17 protein-coding genes, 1 tRNA gene and 1 pseudogene are annotated in these 21,487 nt (G+C 62.0%); 2 read left to right on the top strand and 17 right to left on the bottom strand.

The features are described from left to right. The 4 genes from NKJ89_RS33950 to rpsL form a co-directional block, all read right to left on the bottom strand. A partial coding sequence (locus tag NKJ89_RS33950; RefSeq protein WP_352608807.1) for a GTP-binding protein occupies window positions 1–148 on the bottom strand: 148 nt, incomplete at its 3' end. Window positions 149–246: 98 nt separating this feature from the next. Further along, complete coding sequence (fusA, locus tag NKJ89_RS33945; RefSeq protein WP_023762913.1) at window positions 247–2,337, bottom strand: elongation factor G; 2,091 nt, start codon at window positions 2,335–2,337, stop codon at window positions 247–249. Between the two features lie 29 nt (window positions 2,338–2,366). Continuing rightward, a complete protein-coding gene (rpsG, locus tag NKJ89_RS33940; protein WP_008875664.1) occupies window positions 2,367–2,837 on the bottom strand; it encodes a 30S ribosomal protein S7 in 471 nt (156 codons plus the stop codon). Between the two features lie 74 nt (window positions 2,838–2,911). Next, window positions 2,912–3,283: a 30S ribosomal protein S12 gene (gene rpsL / locus NKJ89_RS33935; RefSeq protein WP_006333356.1), complete on the bottom strand. Its 372-nt coding sequence runs from the start codon at window positions 3,281–3,283 to the stop codon at window positions 2,912–2,914. Between the two features lie 495 nt (window positions 3,284–3,778). Here rpsL and NKJ89_RS33930 point away from each other — a divergent pair, with 495 nt between their 5' ends. Both NKJ89_RS33930 and NKJ89_RS33925 read left to right on the top strand, forming a co-directional pair. Beyond that, window positions 3,779–4,060, top strand: a complete 282-nt coding sequence (locus NKJ89_RS33930; protein ID WP_023762912.1) for a transcriptional regulator — start codon at window positions 3,779–3,781, stop codon at window positions 4,058–4,060. A 175-nt stretch (window positions 4,061–4,235) separates the two neighbouring features. Next, window positions 4,236–5,162, top strand: a complete 927-nt coding sequence (locus tag NKJ89_RS33925; RefSeq protein ID WP_352608806.1) for a Gfo/Idh/MocA family protein — start codon at window positions 4,236–4,238, stop codon at window positions 5,160–5,162. Between the two features lie 302 nt (window positions 5,163–5,464). Here the strand turns inward: NKJ89_RS33925 and NKJ89_RS33920 are convergent, their stop codons facing one another. From NKJ89_RS33920 to NKJ89_RS33855, 13 genes and pseudogenes are all read right to left on the bottom strand, one after another. Next, window positions 5,465–6,130, bottom strand: a complete 666-nt coding sequence (locus tag NKJ89_RS33920) for an O-methyltransferase (protein ID WP_352608805.1) — start codon at window positions 6,128–6,130, stop codon at window positions 5,465–5,467. 136 nt (window positions 6,131–6,266) lie between these two features. Continuing rightward, a complete protein-coding gene (rpoC, locus tag NKJ89_RS33915) occupies window positions 6,267–10,463 on the bottom strand; it encodes a DNA-directed RNA polymerase subunit beta' (RefSeq protein ID WP_352608804.1) in 4,197 nt (1,398 codons plus the stop codon). A gap of 129 nt (window positions 10,464–10,592) precedes the next feature. After that, window positions 10,593–14,729 (bottom strand): DNA-directed RNA polymerase subunit beta, encoded by a 4,137-nt coding sequence (rpoB, locus tag NKJ89_RS33910; RefSeq protein ID WP_023762908.1) that lies wholly within the window; start codon window positions 14,727–14,729, stop codon window positions 10,593–10,595. Window positions 14,730–14,980: 251 nt separating this feature from the next. Beyond that, window positions 14,981–15,358, bottom strand: a complete 378-nt coding sequence (gene rplL / locus NKJ89_RS33905; RefSeq protein WP_023762907.1) for a 50S ribosomal protein L7/L12 — start codon at window positions 15,356–15,358, stop codon at window positions 14,981–14,983. A gap of 54 nt (window positions 15,359–15,412) precedes the next feature. After that, on the bottom strand, window positions 15,413–15,931 hold the full coding sequence (rplJ, locus tag NKJ89_RS33900) for a 50S ribosomal protein L10 (protein WP_013531412.1): 519 nt from the start codon (window positions 15,929–15,931) through the stop codon (window positions 15,413–15,415). Between the two features lie 376 nt (window positions 15,932–16,307). After that, complete coding sequence (rplA, locus tag NKJ89_RS33895) at window positions 16,308–17,006, bottom strand: 50S ribosomal protein L1 (RefSeq protein WP_023762906.1); 699 nt, start codon at window positions 17,004–17,006, stop codon at window positions 16,308–16,310. Between the two features lie 4 nt (window positions 17,007–17,010). Further along, the gene (rplK, locus tag NKJ89_RS33890) at window positions 17,011–17,439 is read right to left on the bottom strand and encodes a 50S ribosomal protein L11 (protein WP_013531410.1); all 429 of its coding nucleotides are present in this window, start codon (window positions 17,437–17,439) and stop codon (window positions 17,011–17,013) included. Between the two features lie 174 nt (window positions 17,440–17,613). Beyond that, the gene (gene nusG, locus NKJ89_RS33885) at window positions 17,614–18,141 is read right to left on the bottom strand and encodes a transcription termination/antitermination protein NusG (RefSeq protein WP_013531409.1); all 528 of its coding nucleotides are present in this window, start codon (window positions 18,139–18,141) and stop codon (window positions 17,614–17,616) included. A 27-nt stretch (window positions 18,142–18,168) separates the two neighbouring features. Further along, a complete protein-coding gene (gene secE / locus NKJ89_RS33880; RefSeq protein ID WP_013531408.1) occupies window positions 18,169–18,372 on the bottom strand; it encodes a preprotein translocase subunit SecE in 204 nt (67 codons plus the stop codon). A gap of 361 nt (window positions 18,373–18,733) precedes the next feature. After that, window positions 18,734–18,809, bottom strand: a tRNA-Trp gene (locus tag NKJ89_RS33875). 195 nt (window positions 18,810–19,004) lie between these two features. After that, window positions 19,005–19,487 (bottom strand): group II truncated hemoglobin, encoded by a 483-nt coding sequence (locus tag NKJ89_RS33870; protein ID WP_352608803.1) that lies wholly within the window; start codon window positions 19,485–19,487, stop codon window positions 19,005–19,007. Window positions 19,488–19,588: 101 nt separating this feature from the next. Continuing rightward, window positions 19,589–21,233, bottom strand: a pseudogene (locus tag NKJ89_RS33860) (COG3904 family protein). 162 nt (window positions 21,234–21,395) lie between these two features. Further along, a partial coding sequence (locus NKJ89_RS33855) for an EF-Tu C-terminal domain-related protein (RefSeq protein WP_023785181.1) occupies window positions 21,396–21,487 on the bottom strand: 92 nt, incomplete at its 5' end.

Genomic DNA, 21,487 nt, shown 5'->3' with positions numbered 1-21,487 from the left:
CAGGGGCAGCGTCGATCTGGTCGTAGCGCTTGTACTCGCCAAAATACTTGGTGATCGCCGCCGTCAGCGACGTCTTGCCATGGTCAACGTGGCCAATCGTGCCGATGTTCACGTGAGGCTTGTTACGCTCGAATTTACCTTTGGCCATAATCGTTCTCCGTCTATTCTACCCGCTTGGGGGAAATTGTTATTCGCTCTTCAGATCCGGATCGCGCAAGGGAGGCGACGCCGGCGGCTAAGGAACCCTTACGCGTATTTCTTCTGGACTTCCTGAGCCACCGCCGTGGGGACCGGCTCGTAGTGATCGAACTGCATCGTGTAGGCCGCACGGCCCTGGCTCATCGAGCGCAGGTTGTCGACATACTTGAACATGTTGGCGAGCGGCACCATCGCGTTGATGACCACAGCCACGCCACGTGCTTCCTGGCCCTGGATCTGGCCGCGACGGCCATTCAGATCGCCGATGACGCTGCCGACGTAGTCTTCCGGCGTCACCACTTCGACCTTCATGATCGGCTCGAGCAGCTGCACGCCAAGCTTGGGTGCGGCTTCACGGAAGCAGGCGCGGCCGGCGATTTCGAAGGCCAGGACGCTGGAGTCGACATCGTGGTAGGCGCCATCGATCAGCGTCGCCTTGACGCCGATCATCGGGAAGCCCGCGAACGGACCCGAGGTCATGACGCTGTTGATGCCCTTTTCGACACCGGGGATGTATTCCTTCGGCACGGCGCCGCCGACGATCTTGGTCTCGAACTCGAATTCGCTGCTGTCCGGGTTCGGCTCGAAGACGATCTTGACGCGGGCAAACTGACCGGTACCGCCGGTCTGCTTCTTGTGCGTGTAATCCTGCTCGTGCCTGCGGGTGATCGTCTCGCGATAGGCCACCTGCGGCGCGCCGACATTGGCCTCGACCTTGAACTCGCGACGCATGCGGTCGACGATGATGTCGAGGTGAAGTTCACCCATGCCGGAGATGATGGTCTGGCCGCTTTCCTCGTCGGTCTTGACGCGGAAGGACGGATCCTCGGCGGCCAGGCGGTGAAGGGCGAGGCCCATCTTTTCCTGGTCGTTCTTGGTCTTCGGCTCGATCGCGATCTGGATGACCGGATCGGGGAATTCCATGCGCTCGAGGATGACCGGATGCAGCGGATCGCTGAGCGTGTCGCCGGTGGTCGTGTCCTTGAGACCGGCCAGAGCAACGATGTCGCCGGCAAAAGCCTCTTCGACGTCGGCGCGCGAATTCGCATGCATCTGCAGCATGCGGCCGATGCGCTCCTTCTTGCCCTTGACGGTGTTGTCGACCGAGATGCCCTTGGTCAGCTTGCCCGAATAGATGCGGGCAAAGGTCAGCGAACCGACGAACGGGTCGTTCATGATCTTGAAGGCGAGCATCGACAGCGGCTCGTTGTCGTCTGCGTGACGCTCGATCTCGGCGTCGGTCTTGGCATCGACACCCTTGATGGCAGGAACATCGGCCGGCGACGGCAGATATTCGACGACGGCGTCGAGCAGCGGCTGCACGCCCTTGTTCTTGAAGGCTGAGCCACAGAACATCGGGTAGAACTTCACCGCGATGGTGCCCTTGCGGATCAGCGCGCGGATTTCGTCATTCGACGGCATCTTGCCTTCGAGGTAATTCTCAAGCGCCGTCTCGTCCATTTCGACGGCGGCTTCGATCATCTTCTCGCGGTATTCCTCGGCACGAGCCTTGAGGTCGTCCGGGATCTCGACGACATCCCAGGCGGCGCCCAGCGTCTCGTCGCGCCAGACCAGCGCGTTCATCTCGACGAGGTCGACAACGCCCTTGAACTCGGTCTCAGCGCCGATCGGCAGCTGCATGACAACGGCGTGAGCACCAAGGCGCGAACCGATCATCTCGACCGAGCGATAGAAGTCGGCGCCGATCTTGTCCATCTTGTTGCAGAAGATCATGCGCGGAACGCGGTACTTGTCGGCCTGACGCCAGACAGTTTCCGTCTGCGGCTCAACACCGGCGTTGGCATCGAGCAACGCGATAGCGCCGTCGAGAACGCGCAGCGAACGCTCGACTTCGATGGTGAAGTCGACGTGGCCGGGAGTGTCGATGATGTTGAAGCGGTGCATCTTGCCGTCACGAGCCTTCCAGAAGGTCGTGGTCGCGGCGGACGTGATGGTGATGCCGCGCTCCTGCTCCTGCTCCATCCAATCCATGGTGGCAGCACCGTCGTGGACTTCGCCGATCTTGTGCGACTTGCCCGTATAATAGAGGACGCGCTCGGTGGTCGTCGTCTTGCCGGCGTCAATATGCGCCATGATACCGAAATTGCGGTAGTCTTCGATTTTGTATTCGCGGGCCATCGTAGCTGCCTCTCAGTCTCGTTCGCGCTTTACCAGCGGTAGTGCGCGAAAGCGCGGTTGGCTTCAGCCATCTTGTGGGTGTCTTCACGCTTCTTGACGGCGGTGCCGCGGTTGTTGGCCGCGTCCATCAGCTCGCCGGAGAGGCGGTCGACCATCGTGGTCTCGTTGCGGTTGCGGGCCGCGGCGATCAGCCAGCGAATGGCCAATGCCTGGCGGCGCTCGGGGCGCACGTCGACCGGAACCTGGTAGGTGGCGCCGCCGACACGACGCGAACGCACTTCCACATGCGGCGCGACATTGTCGAGTGCCTGATGGAAGACCGTGACCGGCTCCTGCTTGGTCTTCGACTGGACCTGGTCGAGTGCGCCATAGACGATGGTCTCGGCAACCGACTTCTTGCCGTCATACATGACGGCGTTCATGAACTTGGTGACGATCAGATCGCCGAACTTCGGGTCCGGATTGATCTCACGCTTTTCTGCACTGTGACGACGCGACATGGCTTTTGTCTCTCAATCTCATAGCCCGACGCACTCAAGCAGCGCCAAGGCCGGAAAATCTTACTTCGAGCGCCTTACTTCGGGCGCTTGGCGCCGTACTTCGAACGGCGCTGCTTGCGGTTCTTCACACCCTGCGTGTCGAGCACGCCGCGGATGATGTGGTAGCGAACGCCCGGAAGATCCTTGACGCGGCCGCCGCGGATCATGACCACGGAGTGTTCCTGAAGGTTGTGGCCTTCGCCGGGGATGTACCCGATCACTTCAAAACCATTGGTCAGGCGGATCTTGGCCACCTTGCGCAGCGCCGAGTTCGGCTTCTTCGGCGTCGTTGTATAGACGCGCGTGCAGACGCCCCGCTTCTGCGGGTTCTGCTGCATGGCCGGGACCTTGTTGCGCTTCACCGGCGCAATGCGCGGCTTGCGGATCAGCTGGTTGACGGTAGGCATTAAACCCTCTTGTCTCTCAATTCCGTGTCTCGCCCGGTCAGGGCCGCTCAAAGCGTCATTTCCATACGCAAATTCGGGCCACAAACCGCGCCTCGCGGTCTTGCCCGAACAAATCGCAGAGGAAGCGGAAGCCGCTTCGTGCACGCCGGAAATGTCTTTTCGCTCGTAAAACGAACCCTGTTTGAGGCAAACTCCAAAGCGTGTCGCTTCGGAAGGGAGAGCCTCACATCGGTTCTGACTGGGCGGCTTCTACTCGCAAGACCGCGAACCGTCAAGCCCGGAGCGCCAAATATTGCGCGCCAATCAAGGCTCGGCAGCCATGCGAAAAACGCATGTAATTTTCTTTCGCAATTTTGCAAGGGCGAGGAAGAAAGTGCCAAGCCTTAGCAAAGTGAACGGCTTTGCGCTGTTGCGCGGCTCTTCTTCATGCGAAAAGGCCGCATGAGCAGTCACAATCCCCTCGCCCGCCCACATATCGCCAAGAGGAATCGGCCCGTGAACGACAATGAAGAACGCCCGGTCACCATCATCACCGGCCGGGTGTGGAAGAAAAAGGGCGGCAAACCGGAAGGCGTCCACGTCATGCTGGTCGCGCCCGACGACGATTCGGCGGTGCGCCGGGCACTCGAATCGCTTGCCGCGGAAGGCTACGCCGAGGCCGAGCTCGACCAGATCGGCGACATGGACGGCGTGCCCGACGAAGAGCCGCATCTTTCCGCCTTCCAGGGCGCGCTCGAAGGCGAAGTGTCGATCGTCACCTTCGACGTGCCGATCTGAACCCAGGCCTCGGCCCAGCTTTCGAATCGGTTGCCGAGGCGAATCGGCGATCTAGGCTTCCTGGCCGACGAACGCCGGCGCTCAGATCGAGGAAGACTGACGTTGGCCTGTCGGCTTGCCCGGGGCAAGTGTTCTGATAAGAAGCCATCACCATCATTCAACAGACGGAGCGGCCGTGTCCCAGCCCATCAACATAGGCATCGTCGGCGTCGGCAAGATCGTCCGCGACCAACACCTGCCGGCCCTGGCGAAAGACAAGAACTATCGCCTGGTCGCTGCTGCCAGCCGGCACGGCAAGGTGGAAAACATCCCGAATTTCCCCGATATCGAAGCGATGCTCGACGCCGTACCCGAGCTCGAGGCCGTCTCGCTCTGCATGCCGCCGCAGTTCCGCTACGACGCTGCGCGCACGGCGCTGATGGCGAAGAAGCATGTCTTCCTGGAAAAGCCGCCGGGCGCCACGGTCAGCGAAGTCGAGAACCTCAAGGCATTGGCCGCGCAGAACGGCGTCTCGCTGTTCGCCAGCTGGCACTCGCGCTATGCACCGGCGGTCGAGGCCGCTCGCGCCTTCCTGAACTCGACCAAAATCAAGTCGGCCGCCATCAACTGGAAGGAAGACGTGCGCCGCTGGCACCCGAACCAGGAATGGATCTGGGCCCCCGGCGGCTTCGGCGTCTTCGATCCCGGCATCAACGCGCTGTCAATTGCCACTCACATCCTGCCGCCGATGTTCATCACTTCGGCGGCGCTCGATTTTCCCGAAAACCGCGCATCCCCGGTTGCCGCACACGTCACATTCCGCACCTCGAACGGGTTGCCGGTGACGATGGACCTCGACTGGCTGCAGACGGGCCCGCAAAGCTGGGACATCCTGGCCGAGACCGACAAGGGCGCGATGGTGCTTTCAGGCGGCGGTTCGAAGCTCGCCGTCGACGGCAAGGTGGTTCATGACGAGCCGGAGGCCGAGTACCCGATGCTCTACCGACGATTCGCCGAGATCGTGCGCGCCGGCATCTCCGATGTCGATCTGGCCCCGCTCCAGCATGTCGCCGATGCCTTCATGCTCGGCAAGCGCAACGTGGTCGAAGCGTACTTCGACTGATTTGTGCACGCGACGGGATCGCGGACTTGGCTTGAATGCATGCTCGTGCCAGGTCGACCCCCACTCCGTCTCGGCTACGCCGAGCCACCTCTCCCCCGATCGACGGGGTAGAGGAATGGGCGCTAACCTATTGCCGCCAACGCTCGTCCAACGCGGCTTCCTTTCCCTCCGGAGGGGGAAAGCTGGCGCTGCGAAGCAGCGACGGATTGGGGGAAGCCGGTCGTCAAACGAACAGCCGATGACAAGTGGGTACGAACGAGGCGATCTGATATCAGGGTCATTCAGACAACCATGGTGTGATCTCACTCGACGACCGCAATGGCAAAGCCGTCGTAGCCCTTCGCGCCGACCGTCTGGATGGCCGTGCCGTCAAGACGCTTCTCGCTGCCGATGAACGAGAACGCAGCGCGTGCGCCTTCGACATTGGCGTCGCGGCCATCGTCATTCAGCACGGCACCGTCGCGGATGACGTTGTCGCAGATGATGACGGTTCCGGGCCGGGACAGCCGCATGGCCCAGGACAGATAGTGCGGATTGTTCGGTTTGTCGGCGTCGATGAAGATGAGATCGAACGGCCCGGCATTCTCGGCCCCCAGAGCCGCAAGCGACTGAAGGGCCGGCCCGACCCGCAAGTCGATCCGCGCCGACACCCCTGCCCGCTCGAAATTCGATCGCGCGACCTTTGCATGGTGCGGATCGAGTTCGAGCGTCACGATCCTGCCGTCGGCGGGCAATTCCCTTGCCATCCAGATGGTCGAGTACCCACCAAGCGTGCCGATCTCCAGTACGTTCTTGGCGCCGCGGATACGCACCAGCAACGACAACAGTTTGCCTTGCGCGGCCGAGACATCGATCGCAGGCAAACCCTGATCGTGGTTGGCCGCCAGAACGGCATCAAGAACGGGGTCTGAATCAAAAAGGGAGGCGACGATATAATCGTCGACAACGGCCCAGGTCTTTTTGCTCATGGCTTTCTCCTCAGATGCGGATGTGGAAGCCTAAAGCGTGTCGCGTCTGAACGGAATTCGGGCGAGGTCTTTGACATGCTTCGAACGCGAAAAAGGGGCCGCTTGGGCCCCTTTTCCTTCTTCTTGTCTTCCGCGCTTACTGCGCGGCGTGTGTCATGTCGGCCAGCATCGCCTCGGCAACTTCCACACCGGAGGCCTTGCGGCGCTCGTCGATGATCAGTTCGTCGCGCGAGGTGGCGATGCGCCGGATCTGGCTCATCGTGCCGCCGGTGCCAGCCGGGATAAGCCGGCCGACGATGACGTTTTCCTTCAGTCCCTGCAGCATGTCGGTCTTGCCGGCAACGGCAGCTTCCGTCAGCACTCGGGTCGTCTCCTGGAAGGAGGCGGCCGAGATGAAGGACGGCGTCTGCAGCGAAGCCTTGGTGATGCCGAGCAGCACCGGCTGGCCTTCGGCCGGCTTCTTGCCGTCCTCGACCAGGCGATCATTGACCTCCTCCAACTCGATCACGTCGACGTGGTCGCCCGGAATGTAGGTCGAGTCGCCCTGCGTGGTGATCTCGACCTTCTGCAGCATCTGGCGAACGATCACCTCGATGTGCTTGTCGTTGATCGACACGCCCTGCAGGCGGTAGACTTCCTGGATCTCGTTGACGAGGTAGGAAGCAAGTGCCTCCACGCCCTTGATCGCCAGGATGTCGTGCGGCGCCGGATTGCCGTCGAGGATGTAATCGCCCTTCTCGATGACGTCGCCGTCCTGGAGATGGAACGGCTTGCCCTTCGGGATCAGGTATTCGACCGGCTCAAGCGTCGAGTCATGCGGCTCGATGATGATGCGACGCTTGTTCTTGTAGTCGCGGCCGAAGCGGATCGTGCCGTCGATCTCGGCGATGATGGCGTGATCCTTCGGACGACGTGCCTCGAACAGTTCGGCAACACGCGGCAGACCGCCGGTGATGTCCTTCGTCTTGGCGCTTTCCATCGGGATACGCGCCAGCACGTCGCCGGGGCGAACCTGTGCACCCGGCTCGACCGAAAGAATGGCCTCGACCGAGAGCAGGAAGCGGGCGTCGCCGCCCTTCGACAGCTTGCCGACCTTGCCCTTGGCGTCCTGGATGGCAATTGCCGGCTTCAGGTCGTTGCCGCGTGGCGTCGAGCGCCAGTCGATGACCTCACGCTTGGTGATGCCGGTCGACTCGTCGGCCGTTTCCTGAACGGAAATGCCGTCGACCAGATCCTCGTACGACACCCTGCCCTCGATTTCGGTGAGGACCGGACGGGTATAGGGATCCCACTCAGCGATACGCTGGCCGCGCTTCACCTTGTCGCCATCGTCCACGAAGATACGCGAACCATAGGTGAGACGGTGCGTGGCGCGTTCCTTGCCGGCTTCGTCGAGGATCAGCACCGCCATGTTGCGGCCCATGACCATCTGCTGGCCGTCGGAGTTGCGCACCACGTTGCGGTTGCGGATCTCGACCTTGCCCTCATAGGAGGCTTCAAGGAACGAGCTGTCCACCACCTGCGCGGTACCGCCCATGTGGAAGGTACGCATGGTGAGCTGGGTGCCCGGCTCGCCAATCGACTGCGCCGCGATGACGCCGACTGCTTCACCCTGGTTGACCGGGGTGCCGCGGGCCAGATCGCGACCGTAGCAGACCGCGCAGACGCCAACCCTGACTTCGCAAGTCAGTGCCGAGCGAATGCGAACCGACTGGACGCCGGCCTTTTCGATCTGTTCCACGTCACGCTCGTCCATCAGCGTTCCGGCCTTGACAAGGATCTCGCCCGACACCGGATGGGTGATGTCGTCGAGCGACGTACGACCAAGCACGCGCTGGCCGACCGAAGCGACGACCTGACCGGCATCGACGATCGGCTGCATGGTAAGGCCCTTGTCGGTGCCGCAGTCGACGGAGTTGACGATGCAGTCCTGCGCCACGTCGACCAGACGACGGGTGAGGTAACCCGAGTTCGCCGTCTTCAAGGCGGTGTCGGCCAGACCCTTGCGGGCGCCGTGGGTCGAGTTGAAGTACTCGAGCACGGTCAGGCCTTCCTTGAAGTTCGAGATGATCGGCGTCTCGATGATTTCACCCGACGGCTTGGCCATAAGGCCGCGCATGCCGGCGAGCTGACGCATCTGGGTGGGCGAGCCACGCGCACCGGAGTGCGACATCATGTAGATCGAGTTCATCGGCTTTTGACGGCCATTGTCCTCGAACTCGACCGCCTTGATGCGGGCCATCATTTCGTCGGCGACCTTTTCAGAGCACTTGGCCCAGGCGTCGACGACCTTGTTGTACTTCTCGCCCTGCGTGATCAGGCCATCATTGTACTGCTGCTCGTATTCCTTGGCCAAAGCCTCGGTGTCGGAGACCAGCTTGATCTTGGCATCCGGGATCAGCATGTCGTCCTTGCCGAACGAAATGCCGGCACGGCAGGCATGGCTGAAGCCGAGCGCCATGATGCGATCGCAGAAAATGACCGTCTCCTTCTGACCGCAGTGGCGGTAGACGGTGTCGATCATCTTGGAGATGTTCTTCTTGGTCATCTCCTGGTTGGCGGTCTCGTATGGCACGTTGACATTCTTCGGCAGAAGCTCGCCGATGATCATGCGGCCAGGGGTGGTGTCGTAGATTTTCGACACGACTTTGCCTTCGGCGTCGACCGTGCGGAAGCGTCCCTTGATCTTGGCGTGCAGTGTCACCGCCTTGGTCTCGAGCGCGTGCTGGAGTTCGCCCATGTCGGCAAACACCATGCCCTCGCCCGGCTCGTTCTGGTTGACGATCGAGAGATAGTAGAGACCGAGAACCATGTCCTGCGAAGGCACGATGATCGGCGCGCCGGAAGCCGGGTGCAGGATGTTGTTGGTCGACATCATCAGCACGCGGGCTTCAAGCTGCGCTTCCAGCGACAGCGGCACGTGAACAGCCATCTGGTCGCCGTCGAAGTCGGCGTTGAAGGCCGTGCAGACCAGCGGGTGCAGCTGGATCGCCTTGCCTTCGATCAGGATCGGCTCGAACGCCTGGATGCCCAAGCGGTGCAGCGTCGGCGCGCGGTTCAACAGCACCGGATGCTCGCGGATGACCTCGTCGAGGATATCCCAGACTTCCGGGCGTTCCTTCTCGACCAGCTTCTTCGCCTGCTTGACGGTCGAGGAGTAACCCTTGGCGTCGAGACGGGCGTAGATGAAGGGCTTGAACAGTTCGAGCGCCATCTTCTTGGGCAGGCCGCACTGGTGCAGCTTGAGCTCCGGACCGGTCACGATGACCGAGCGGCCGGAATAGTCGACGCGCTTGCCGAGCAGGTTCTGACGGAACCGGCCCTGCTTGCCCTTGAGCATGTCCGACAGCGACTTCAGCGGACGCTTGTTGGCGCCGGTGATGACACGGCCGCGACGACCGTTGTCGAACAGCGCATCGACGGCCTCCTGCAGCATGCGCTTTTCATTGCGCACGATGATGCCGGGGGCGCGCAGCTCGATCAGCCGCTTCAGACGGTTGTTGCGGTTGATGACGCGGCGATAGAGGTCGTTCAGATCCGACGTGGCGAAGCGGCCGCCGTCCAGCGGGACGAGCGGGCGCAGGTCCGGCGGGATCACCGGAACCACCTTCATGATCATCCATTCCGGACGGTTGCCGGATTCCATGAAGTTCTCGACGACCTTGAGCCGCTTCAGATACTTCTTCTGCTTCAGCTCGGACGTGGTCGAAGCCAGTTCCGAACGCAGGTCGCCGGCGATCTTCTCCAGGTCCATGCCGGCCAGGAGGTCGTGAATGGCCTCGGCGCCGATCATGGCGGTGAAGCTATCCTCGCCATACTCGTCGACGGCGATCATGTACTCTTCCTCGCTGAGCAGCTGGTGCTCCTTCAGCGCGGTGAGGCCGGGTTCGGTGACGATGTAGTTCTCGAAGTAGAGGACGCGCTCGATGTCCTTCAGGGTCATGTCGAGCAGCGTGCCGATGCGCGACGGCAGCGACTTCAGGAACCAGATGTGAGCGACAGGTGCCGCCAGCTCGATATGGCCCATGCGCTCGCGGCGAACGCGCGACAGCGTGACTTCGACGCCGCACTTCTCGCAGATGACGCCCTTGTATTTCATGCGCTTGTACTTGCCGCACAGGCACTCATAGTCCTTGATCGGGCCAAAAATGCGCGCGCAGAACAGACCGTCACGCTCCGGCTTGAAGGTGCGGTAGTTGATGGTCTCCGGCTTCTTGATCTCGCCGAAAGACCAGGACAGAATCTTCTCAGGGCTGGCAAGCGATATCCGGATGGAATCGAACACCTGCGCAGGCGCCTGCGGATTGAAGAGATTCATGACCTCTTGGTTCATGCCGTTCTCCTTTTCGGGGTCCTCGAAAACCCCTTGCATCTAGTCGCGAGCCAAACGCCCGCCGTCTTTGTCGGCCACTGGCCGTCGAATTCGATTGGCGCGCCGCGGAATCCGTGGCGCGCCATTGCCTTACTCGGCCGCGTCGGGCAGCCGCATAGGGCCGTCCTCGAGCTTGGTGTTCTCCAGCTCGACATTGAGGCCGAGAGACCGCATTTCCTTGACGAGAACGTTGAAGCTCTCGGGGATGCCGGCCTCGAAAGTGTCGTCGCCACGCACGATCGCCTCGTACACCTTGGTGCGGCCGGCGACGTCGTCGGACTTCACCGTCAGCATCTCCTGCAGCGTGTAGGCGGCGCCGTATGCTTCGAGCGCCCAGACCTCCATCTCGCCGAAGCGCTGGCCACCGAACTGCGCCTTGCCGCCCAGCGGCTGCTGGGTGACGAGCGAGTACGGACCGATCGAACGCGCGTGGATCTTGTCGTCCACGAGGTGGTGAAGCTTGAGCATGTAGATGTAGCCCATCGTCACCTTGCGATCGAACGGCTCGCCCGTGCGTCCGTCATAGAGTTGCGACTGACCGCTGGTGTGCAGGCCCGCCTGCTCCAGCATGATGTTGATGTCAGCCTCATGCGCGCCGTCGAACACCGGGGTCGCGATCGAAACGCCGCGGCGCATCTGCTCGCTGAGGCGAACAATGCTCTCGTCGTCATAGTCGCGGACCGGCTCGTTGCGGTCGTTGGACGGAATGAAGCTCTCGAGCGTCTTGCGCAGCGGCTTGATGTCGCCGGCAGCCTTGTACGTGTCGATCAGCTCGCCGATCTTCCTGCCCATGCCGGCGCATGCCCAGCCCAGATGCGTTTCCAGGATCTGGCCGACATTCATGCGGCTCGGCACACCCAGCGGGTTGAGCACGATATCGGCATGAGTGCCGTCCTCGAGGAAAGGCATGTCCTCGACCGGAACGATCCGCGACACGACACCCTTGTTGCCGTGACGGCCGGCCATCTTGTCGCCGGGCTGCATCTTGCGCTTCACGGCCACGAAGACCTTGACCATCTTCATGACGCCCGGAGGCATTTCGTCGCCGCGCTGGACCTTCTCGACCTTGTCCATGAAACGCTGTTCGAGCGCCTTCTTGGAATCGTCGTACTGGCCACGCAGGGCTTCGAGTTCGCTCTGGAGCTTTTCGTTCTCCACGGCAAACTGCCACCACTGCGAACGCGGATACTCGTCGAGCGTATCCTTGGACAGCGTCGAGCCTTTCTTGAAGCCCTTCGGTCCAGCGATCGCTTCCTTGCCGACGAGCACGTCGGAAAGACGCGCATAGACGTTACGGTCCAGGATGGCCTGCTCGTCGTCGCGGTCCTTGGCGAGGCGTTCGATCTCCTCGCGCTCGATCGCCATGGCGCGCTCGTCCTTCTCCACACCGTGGCGATTGAAGACGCGCACCTCGACGACGGTGCCGAAGGTGCCCGGAGGCATGCGCATCGAGGTGTCGCGCACATCCGATGCCTTTTCGCCAAAGATGGCGCGCAGAAGCTTCTCTTCCGGCGTCATCGGGCTTTCGCCCTTCGGCGTGATCTTGCCGACCAGGATGTCGCCCGGCTGAACTTCGGCACCGATGTAGACGATGCCGGCTTCGTCGAGGTTCTTCAGCGCTTCTTCCGAGACGTTTGGAATATCGCGCGTGATTTCCTCCGGGCCGAGCTTGGTATCACGCGCCATGACCTCGAACTCCTCGATGTGGATCGAGGTGAAGACGTCATCGGCGACGATGCGTTCGGACAGGAGGATCGAGTCCTCGTAGTTGTAGCCATTCCACGGCATGAACGCGACCAGCACGTTGCGGCCGAGCGCCAGATCACCGAGCTCGGTCGACGGACCGTCGGCGATGATGTCGCCCTTGTTGACCCGGTCGCCCATACGAACCAGCGGACGCTGGTTGATGCAGGTGTTCTGGTTCGAACGCTGGAACTTCATCAGCCGGTAGATATCGACGCCGGACTTGCCCGGATCGAGATCCTCTGTGGCGCGGATAACGATACGCGTCGCGTCCACCTGGTCGACGATGCCGCCGCGGCGGGCGCCGATGGCGGCGCCCGAGTCACGGGCGACGATCGGCTCCATGCCGGTGCCGACAAACGGCGCCTCGGCGCGCACCAGCGGCACGGCCTGACGCTGCATGTTCGAGCCCATCAGAGCGCGGTTGGCGTCGTCGTTTTCCAGGAACGGGATCAGGGCCGCGGCCACCGACACCATCTGCTTGGGCGACACGTCCATCAGATCGACGTTTTCGCGCGGCGCCATCATCACTTCGCCAGCGCTGCGGCAAATGACGAATTCGTCGACGAAACCACCGTTCTTGTCGAGCTCGGCGTTGGCCTGCGCGACATGGTGCTTGGCCTCTTCCATCGCCGAGAGATAGACGACGTCATTGGTCAGCTTGCCATCGACGATCTTGCGGTACGGGCTCTCGATGAAGCCGTACTTGTTGACGCGTGCGAAGGTGGCCAGCGAGTTGATCAGACCGATATTCGGGCCTTCCGGCGTCTCGATCGGGCAGATACGGCCGTAATGCGTCGGGTGCACGTCGCGCACTTCGAAGCCGGCGCGCTCGCGGGTCAGACCGCCCGGTCCAAGCGCCGAAAGGCGGCGCTTGTGGGTGATCTCCGACAGCGGGTTGGTCTGGTCCATGAACTGCGACAGCTGCGAGGAACCGAAGAACTCGCGCACGGCGGCAGCCGCCGGCTTGGCGTTGATCAGATCCTGCGGCATGACCGTGTCGATCTCGATCGAGGACATACGCTCCTTGATCGCGCGCTCCATGCGCAACAGGCCGACGCGGTACTGGTTTTCCATCAGCTCGCCGACCGAACGCACGCGGCGGTTGCCGAGATTGTCGATGTCGTCGATTTCGCCCTTGCCGTCGCGCAGTTCGACCAGCGTCCTGACCACGGCCAGGATGTCGTCCTTGCGCAGCACGCGCACGGTGTCCTCGGCCTTGAGCTCGAGACGCATGTTCATCTTGACGCGGCCAACGGCCGACAGATCGTAGCGCTCCGAGTCGAAGAACAGCGAGTTGAACATGGCTTCCGCGGTTTCGAGCGTCGGCGGCTCGCCCGGGCGCATGACACGATAAATGTCGAACAGCGCGTCCTGGCGGCTCTCGTTCTTGTCGACGTTGAGCGTGTTGCGGATATAGGCGCCGACATTGACATGGTCGATGTCGAGAACCTTGATCTCGTCCTCGCCCGTGCCGAGCAGCACCTTCAGCGTCTTCTCGTCGATCTCGTCGCCGGCTTCGAGGAAGATCTCGCCGGTGGCGTAGTTGACGATGTCCTCGGCCAGGTAGTTGCCGAGCAGATCCTCGTCGGTCGCCTTGATCGCCTTGAGACCCTTCTCGCCAAGCGCCCTTGCCTGGCGGGCGGTGATCTTCTTGCCGGCCTCGACAACGACTTCGCCAGTGTCGGCATCGACCAGGTCGCCGACGGCTTTGAGGCCGCGGAAACGCTCGACGTTGAACGGAATGCGCCAGTGGTCGCCGGCACGCACATAGGTGATCTTGTTGTAGAAGGTCGACAGGATCTCTTCGCCGTCCATGCCGAGCGCCATCAGCAGCGACGTCACCGGAATCTTGCGGCGACGGTCGATGCGGGCGTGCACGACGTCCTTGGAATCGAACTCGATGTCGAGCCACGAACCGCGATAGGGAATGACGCGCGCGGCAAACAGAAGTTTGCCCGACGAGTGCGACTTGCCCTTGTCATGGTCGAAGAAGACGCCCGGCGAGCGGTGCATCTGCGAGACGATGACGCGCTCGGTGCCGTTGACGATGAAGGTGCCGTTCAGGGTCATGAGCGGCATGTCGCCCATGTAGACGTCCTGCTCCTTGATGTCCTTGATGGACTTGGCGCCGGTATCCTCGTCGATATCGAACACGATGAGGCGCAGCGTCACCTTGAGCGGCGCGGCATAGGTGAGGTCGCGCTGACGGCATTCGTCAACGTCGAATTTCGGTCCTTCGAACTCGTACTTCACGAACTCCAGCATCGAGGAGCCGGAAAAATCGGAGATCGGGAAGACCGACTTGAAAACGGCCTGCAGTCCCTCGTCCGGACGCCCACCCTTGGGCTCCGCCACCATCAGGAACTGGTCATAGGACGCCTTCTGAACCTCGATCAGGTTCGGCATCTCCGCAACTTCCGGGATCTTTCCGAAGAACTTGCGTACGCGTCTGCGGCCATTGAAAGTCTGGGTCTGGGCCATCGTCGCTCCTTAGCTCTAAACTCGGGACGAGCCTCGCCGCGGCTCGCCTTGCATGCTGGGCTACCTTGGCGGCAACCCTTTGTCTGTTTTCCCGGTGCCTGTAGGCTGCCGGCTAGAACGGGAGAAAACCCGTTTCCTGAAGGCCGGTTTTCGGCCCTCAGGAAAGAGGTTTTCGTATGTCTCGCGTTACGCGTCCTCCCTTCCAGGCGAAGGGAGTGGCGGACGGCGCGAGGCCGTCCGCCGCTTTACGCTTACTTCAGGTCGACCTTGGCGCCGGCTGCTTCCAGCTGGGCCTTGAACTTGTCAGCGTCGGCCTTGGAAACGCCTTCCTTGACCGGCTTCGGAGCCGCTTCGACCAGGTCCTTGGCTTCCTTGAGGCCAAGACCGGTGATGGCGCGGACTTCCTTGATGACGTTGATCTTCTGAGCGCCTGCCTCGGTGAGGACGACGTCGAATTCCGTCTTTTCCTCGACCGGAGCAGCTGCGGCCGCACCACCGCCAGCGGCGGCAACAGCCACCGGAGCAGCGGCGGAAACGCCCCACTTTTCTTCCAGAAGCTTCGACAGCTCGGCCGCCTCGAGGACGGTCAGCTTCGAAAGGTCGTCTACGATCTTTGCGAGATCAGCCATTGTTGTATTCCTTCATCAGGTTCGAACGTGTGTTTGTGATAGCGAGGAACGGCCTCATGCCGCCTCGTCCTTCCGGGCGTAAGCGCCGATGACGCGCGCGACCGAAGCCGCTGGCGCATTGACGATCTGGGCGATCCGGGTTGCCGGCGTGGCGATCATGCCAACCAGCCTGGCGCGCAGCTCATCGAGCGACGGAAGTGTGGCGAGTGCCTTCACACCGTCGGCGTTGAGCGAGGTGGTGCCCATTGCGCCGCCGAGAATGACAAGCTTGTCATTTCCCTTGGCGAAATCGGACGCGACCTTCGGCGCCGCAATCGGATCCTCCGAATAAGCAATCAGCGTCTGTCCCTTGAACAGCTCGATGATCGATGCGGAGTCCGTGCCCTGAAGAGCGATTTTGGCGAGACGGTTCTTCGCGACTTTGACGGTGCCACCGGCGGCGCGCATTTTCGACCGAAGGTCGTTCATTTGCGCGACGGTGATACCGGCGTAGTGGGCCACGACCACTGAACCTGCGTTCGAGAACGCACCGTTCAGGCCCGTGACGAGTTCGCGTTTTTCCGCTCTGTCCACTGCCTATCTCCAGTTGACCCCTGCCCCATTAACGGGGACAGGCGTCGGGTTGCCTTTGTCGGCCGGGCCATCCAGTAACGGATCTCCCGAACGACGCTCGAGGATCCTGCCCCCTTTCGCCACATCGACAGTCAAGCCGGCGATGCGCAGACAAAAGGCAAACACGGTTCGAACCTTTCATTGGAGCGATCGCTCCGTTGTCCGGTCTTCACCCGTCTCATGCAGGCCCAAATCGAATTAAGGCTTCTGGGCCGCCTGCAATCTCGGACAGGATGTCCGGAAACCTCTCGGTTTCCGGTACCGGGCCGCCGACAAGTCGGAGGCCCGGAATTCACTTGCGGATCAGGCCTTTAGCGGCCCGATCCAAATGTTCGTATCAGGACGCTGTGAGCGTCGCGACGTCGAGCTTGAGGCCCGGACCCATCGTCGAGGTGACCGACACCTTCTTGACGTAGTTGCCCTTGGCACCAGCCGGCTTTGCCCTGGTCACCGCGTCGGCGAAGGCGCGGATGTTCTCTTCCAGAGCCGTGACCTCGAACGAGACCTTGCCGACGCCGGCATGAACGATGCCGGCTTTCTCGACGCGGAACTCGACAGCGCCGCCCTTCGATGCCTTGACGGCGGCGGCAACGTCGGTGGTGACGGTGCCAACCTTCGGGTTCGGCATCATGCCGCGCGGGCCGAGCACTTTGCCCAGACGGCCGACGAGCGGCATCATGTCCGGAGTGGCGATGCAGCGATCGAAATCGATCGTGCCCTTCTGGACGATGTCGACCAGATCCTCGGCACCGACGATGTCGGCGCCGGCGGCGCGAGCTTCGTCAGCCTTGTCGCCGCGCGCAAACACAGCGACGCGCACCGAGCGGCCGGTGCCGTTCGGCAGGTTGACCACGCCGCGGACCATCTGGTCGGCGTGGCGCGGGTCGACGCCGAGGTTCATGGCGACTTCGATGGTCTCGTCGAACTTGACCGAGGAACGGTCCTTGAGCAGCTTCAGCGCGTCACCCAGGGCATAAGCCTTGTTGGGATCGATGCCTTCGCGGGTCTTCGATACACGCTTTGCAATCTTTGCCATGATCTTAGCCCACCACTTCCAGACCCATCGAGCGGGCGGAGCCCTCGACCATACGCATGGCCGCTTCGACGTCGTTTGCGTTCAGATCCTTCATCTTCGCGGTTGCGATCTCGCGGACCTTGTCGCGCGAAACCGTACCGGCCTTTACCTTGCCCGGCTCCTTGGAACCAGACGTCAGGTTGGCCGCCTTCTTCAGGAAGTAGCTCACCGGCGCCGTCTTCATGACGAAGGTGAAGGACTTGTCCTGGTAGTAGGTGATGACGACCGGGACCGGCGATCCCTTTTCCATTTCCTGGGTCTGCGCGTTGAACGCCTTGCAGAATTCCATGATGTTGATGCCACGCTGACCAAGCGCCGGGCCGATCGGGGGAGACGGCGTCGCCGATCCCGCTTTCACCTGGAGCTTGAGCTGGCCTGCAATTTTCTTAGCCATCTCTTTTCCTGCCTTTGTCTATGCCGGCCCAACTGTCTGGGAAACCCGGCGGTTGCAGTCTGGTGGTGCGATCCATGCGGCCGGCTAAAGCCGCACTCGTCTCCCACCGCCCTCAAGAACCGCGCGATCTCCGCGCCGCTCTTTCCTGCCGCGCTTGGCGGCAGGGATTTCGGATCAGCCCTTTTCGACCTGTCCGAATTCCAGATCGACAGGCACGGCGCGCCCGAAGATCGAAACTTCCACCTTGAGCCGCGCCCGCTCCTCGTCCACTTCCTGGACGAAACCATTGAACGACGCGAAGGGACCATCCGAAACGCGGATCGCCTCGCCGATCTCGAACGTGACCGAGGGCTTGGGCCGCTCGACGCCTTCCTGCACCTGGTTCAGGATGCGCTGGGCTTCCGCCTCGGTGATCGGCACCGGCTTGGAGTCACCCAGGAAGCCGGTGACCTTCGGCGTGTTCTTGACCAGCGAGAACACAGCGTCGGTCAGATTGGCCTTCAGCAGCACATAGCCCGGGAAGAACTTGCGCTCGGCATCGACCTTGCGGCCGCGGCGAACCTCGACGACCTTCTCGGTCGGAACCACGATCTGGTGGATGTCGGCGGACAGGCCCTTTTGCTTGGCCTTGTTCTCGATATCCTCGGCGACCTTCTTTTCAAAGTTCGAATAGGCGTGGACGATGTACCAGCGCGCGGTCATTTCAAGACTTCTCCGTAATCGCCGGACTTAGCGTCCGATGCCCAGAATCTGTTCGACCGCGAGGCCCATGAGCTGATCAGCGGTGAAGAAAAAGATCATCGCGATCACAGCGAAAGCCAGGACCATGACCGTCGAGATCATCGTTTCGCGCCGCGACGGCCAAGTCACCTTGGCGGTCTCCGCGCGAACCTGCTGGAGAAAGACGAAAGGATTTGTGGTTTTCGAAGCCATATGCCGCTCTGTCTTCAAGACCCGTTGGCCGGGTCCCCTGGATGATCCCGCTGGCCGGGACGTGCCGCCTGAGCCAATCTCGCGCCGAATCAGCGCAAACATTTCGCCCATGCAAATCAGACGCGTAAAGCCGGCTTCCCAGCTCCACGCGTCGCGTGTCTGTTTCGTCTACATAAAACCGATTCTTGATCCACGCAAGTGGCAAGTGTCCGCTTTATGACCAAACGCCGCCTCGGAACCATCCAGTCGTTCCGTCCCGGCTATGAGGCCTTTATGCCCCAAGTAAGCTAATATGGCAAGCGTGTCGCCGATTTTCAAAGGTCGGTCCGTAGAAATATCGGTCGATGGCCATTTCGAGAAATGGCACGGGCAGCAGGGCTCGAACCTACGACCTGCGGTTTTGGAGACCGCCGCTCTACCAACTGAGCTATGCCCGTATCGTGCGCATCTCGGCGCAGCAGGCGCTTCCTAAAAGCTTCCGCTCGCTCTGTAAAGAGTGGTTTGCAAGCAAACGCGCCTTAACACCGTTCCCTCAGCACCAGATGTTCGGGGCTGGGGCCATCCCACTCGCGCCAACGCACGACCTTGACGTTTTTCGGCATCGCTCCGGGACCTCCCGCGGCGACCGAAAGCTACTTTGGATCCGGCGGCCGATATGGCCCGCCCGGCACGCCCCAGCCCCAGGACGGCATCGGCTCCGTCTCTGGATCGCAGGTCTCGCCGAGATTGGAGTTCATCTTGGCCAGCCGCGATCCCCATTCGACATAGCCCATGAAGGCCGAACGAAACTCCGGATCGTCAGGCAGGCCGACCGCGTCGGCGGCATCGGCAAGGAGGTTGATCCAGCGGCGGCGCTGCTCCTCGGTCAGATGCTTGCCCAGATGGTGCATGACCATCTCGCGATGGCCGCCAAATTGCTCGCTGTAGGTTTTCGGTCCGCCGAATACCTCACCGATGAAGGCCGCGACATGGGCGGGATGATCCGGCGACATGGCCTTGAACACCGGCCCGACGATCGGGTCCTGCGCCACTCTGTCGTAGAAAGTCCGGGTCAGCCGGTTCAACGCCTCGCCGCCGCCGGCCCAGTCGTAGAGTGTCGGGATATCCTGGCTCATTCTCGATCCTCCGCCGCCCCCGTAGCCGCCAGCAGCGACGATAGCGGAAAAGTCGAGAATGGCTCAACCTGCCTCGATGGCCAGTCTTCGACCTCGGCGCCCTACAATTTGGCGGGCGCTTCAGCCTCGGCATTGGCGGAAGGCCGGATCCGGCAATTCTGCGGTTTCGGCACAGCGCCGCAGATGGTGGCGCCGGTCAGCGCGTCGACGGATTGCAAGCTCGTCGTCAGCCCGAGCCTCAGCATCGTGCCGGGTTCCAGCTGCCGCTCGACCGAGCGCCCCTCGATCGCTGCGAACAGAGCAGGGCCGAGCGCCATCTCCTCGAGATAGGCCTTGACCACCTGCTTTTGTCCCATCGGGTAAAGGCTAAGCCGCGCACGGGGACCGACAAGCCGTCTCACCCCGCCGGCAAGCATGAGCGCACAGGCCGAATCGCACTCCACTCCCGCATCGATGCTCAACCCGGCATAAAGCGCCCTCCTTGGCCAGGCAATTCCACTCTCCCGGGTCACAGCCGACGAAATCAGTGCGGCCAACAGCGACGTCGAGCTTCTTTTCGCGGACAAGCCGTCCCGCCGCCAGAGCGCCAAGCAGGTCGCCACCCTTTGAGCTGATCACGACAGGCAGCCGCCGGTCGCCAAGCGTGGCGAGCAACTGGCGCAGCTTCTGCGGGGTCTGAGGCGTGATCGCACCTTCCGCCGAGATCCATTCGGGGCAATCAGGATTGCGGAGCGGATTGCCGCCGCGAACCACGACGAAGCGCATGTCTTCATCGCGCTGCACGCCCTCGGGCTCCGCCGGCAGCGGGGCAGGCTTGGCCGCGGTCGTCAGGCCATCGGGCTTTTTCCCCGGTATTTCCAGGCAATTCGCGGCCAATCGGTCCGACCTGCACAGGCCTGCGGCGGTCAACAGGTCCGCAGCATCCATGCTGGTGACCAATTTCATCGTCAGCATGTCGCCGAGGGCGATCTGGTGGATTTCGCTGGCCGGCGTGCTCTTCATCGTTTCGAGCACGCCCTGATCGATGCCCATCTCGTCGAGATAGGCCGCCAGCCTTTTCTCCACCGCCTTGCTCATCTCGTAGGTCTTGTAGCTGCCGGCGTCCTTGCGGCTGACGATCCTTGTGTTGAGCACCTTCTTCTTGCCACCCACGATGCGGTAGGTGGTCCTGTATTGCAATTTCGTGCGGATGTAGGTGGTGGTGATCTGGTGGACGCCGAGAAAGGCCCATTCGCCAACCACACGCCGGACACCGCCGGCAAACATCAATGGGCAGGCGGAGTTGCACATGGCGCCGTAGTCAACGATATCGCCGAGGTAAGGGGCGCCAATCTTGTTACGGTCATGGCAACCGTCCGCGTCGGGGCGGCAACCGGAGAACACCGTCTTGCCTATCGCGATATCAAGCATGTTCTTGCGGATCAGCCGGCCAAGCGCCAGCGCCGCCTCGACATTGCCGCCGGGAGAATCCACGACGATCGGCAGGCTTCGCCCGCCAAGCGTCTTCAGCATGCGTTTGAACAGGGCCGGCGTTCCGGCTTCTATCGAGCCTTCGGCCGAGATCCATTCCGGGCAGATCGGCTCGCACCCCGGTGCATTGCTGCGGACAATGACGAACCGCATCGTCGGACCGGGACCCGGGGCAGTATCCGCCGCAAAGGCACGTCCCGCAACAAGCAACGCCAGCAGGCAGATCAGCCGCAGCGACCACAATGCCCGCCGATGGAAAAGGCGCTCTGAGACCATTTGGAAAGAAGCCCCTTGCTGGAATGTATACTAGACGAGGTCCAAAGGCTTGCAACAGGACTCGGGCGACAAGGCGAACACCCGATCGCCAGGCAAAAGAAAAGGGCGGCCCCAAGGACCGCCCTTTCCGTTTCGAACCCGACCGGCACAGGCCGGTGTCGGTTATTCCTTGATGGTGACGACGATGCCGGCACCGACGGTGCGGCCGCCTTCACGGATGGCGAAGCGCAGCTTCTCTTCCATGGCGATCGGCA

The organism is Mesorhizobium sp. M0047 (assembly GCF_040323315.1).
In the GTDB taxonomy this organism is placed as follows: domain Bacteria; phylum Pseudomonadota; class Alphaproteobacteria; order Rhizobiales; family Rhizobiaceae; genus Mesorhizobium.
This window is presented reverse-complemented; position numbering and strand designations above follow the sequence as displayed.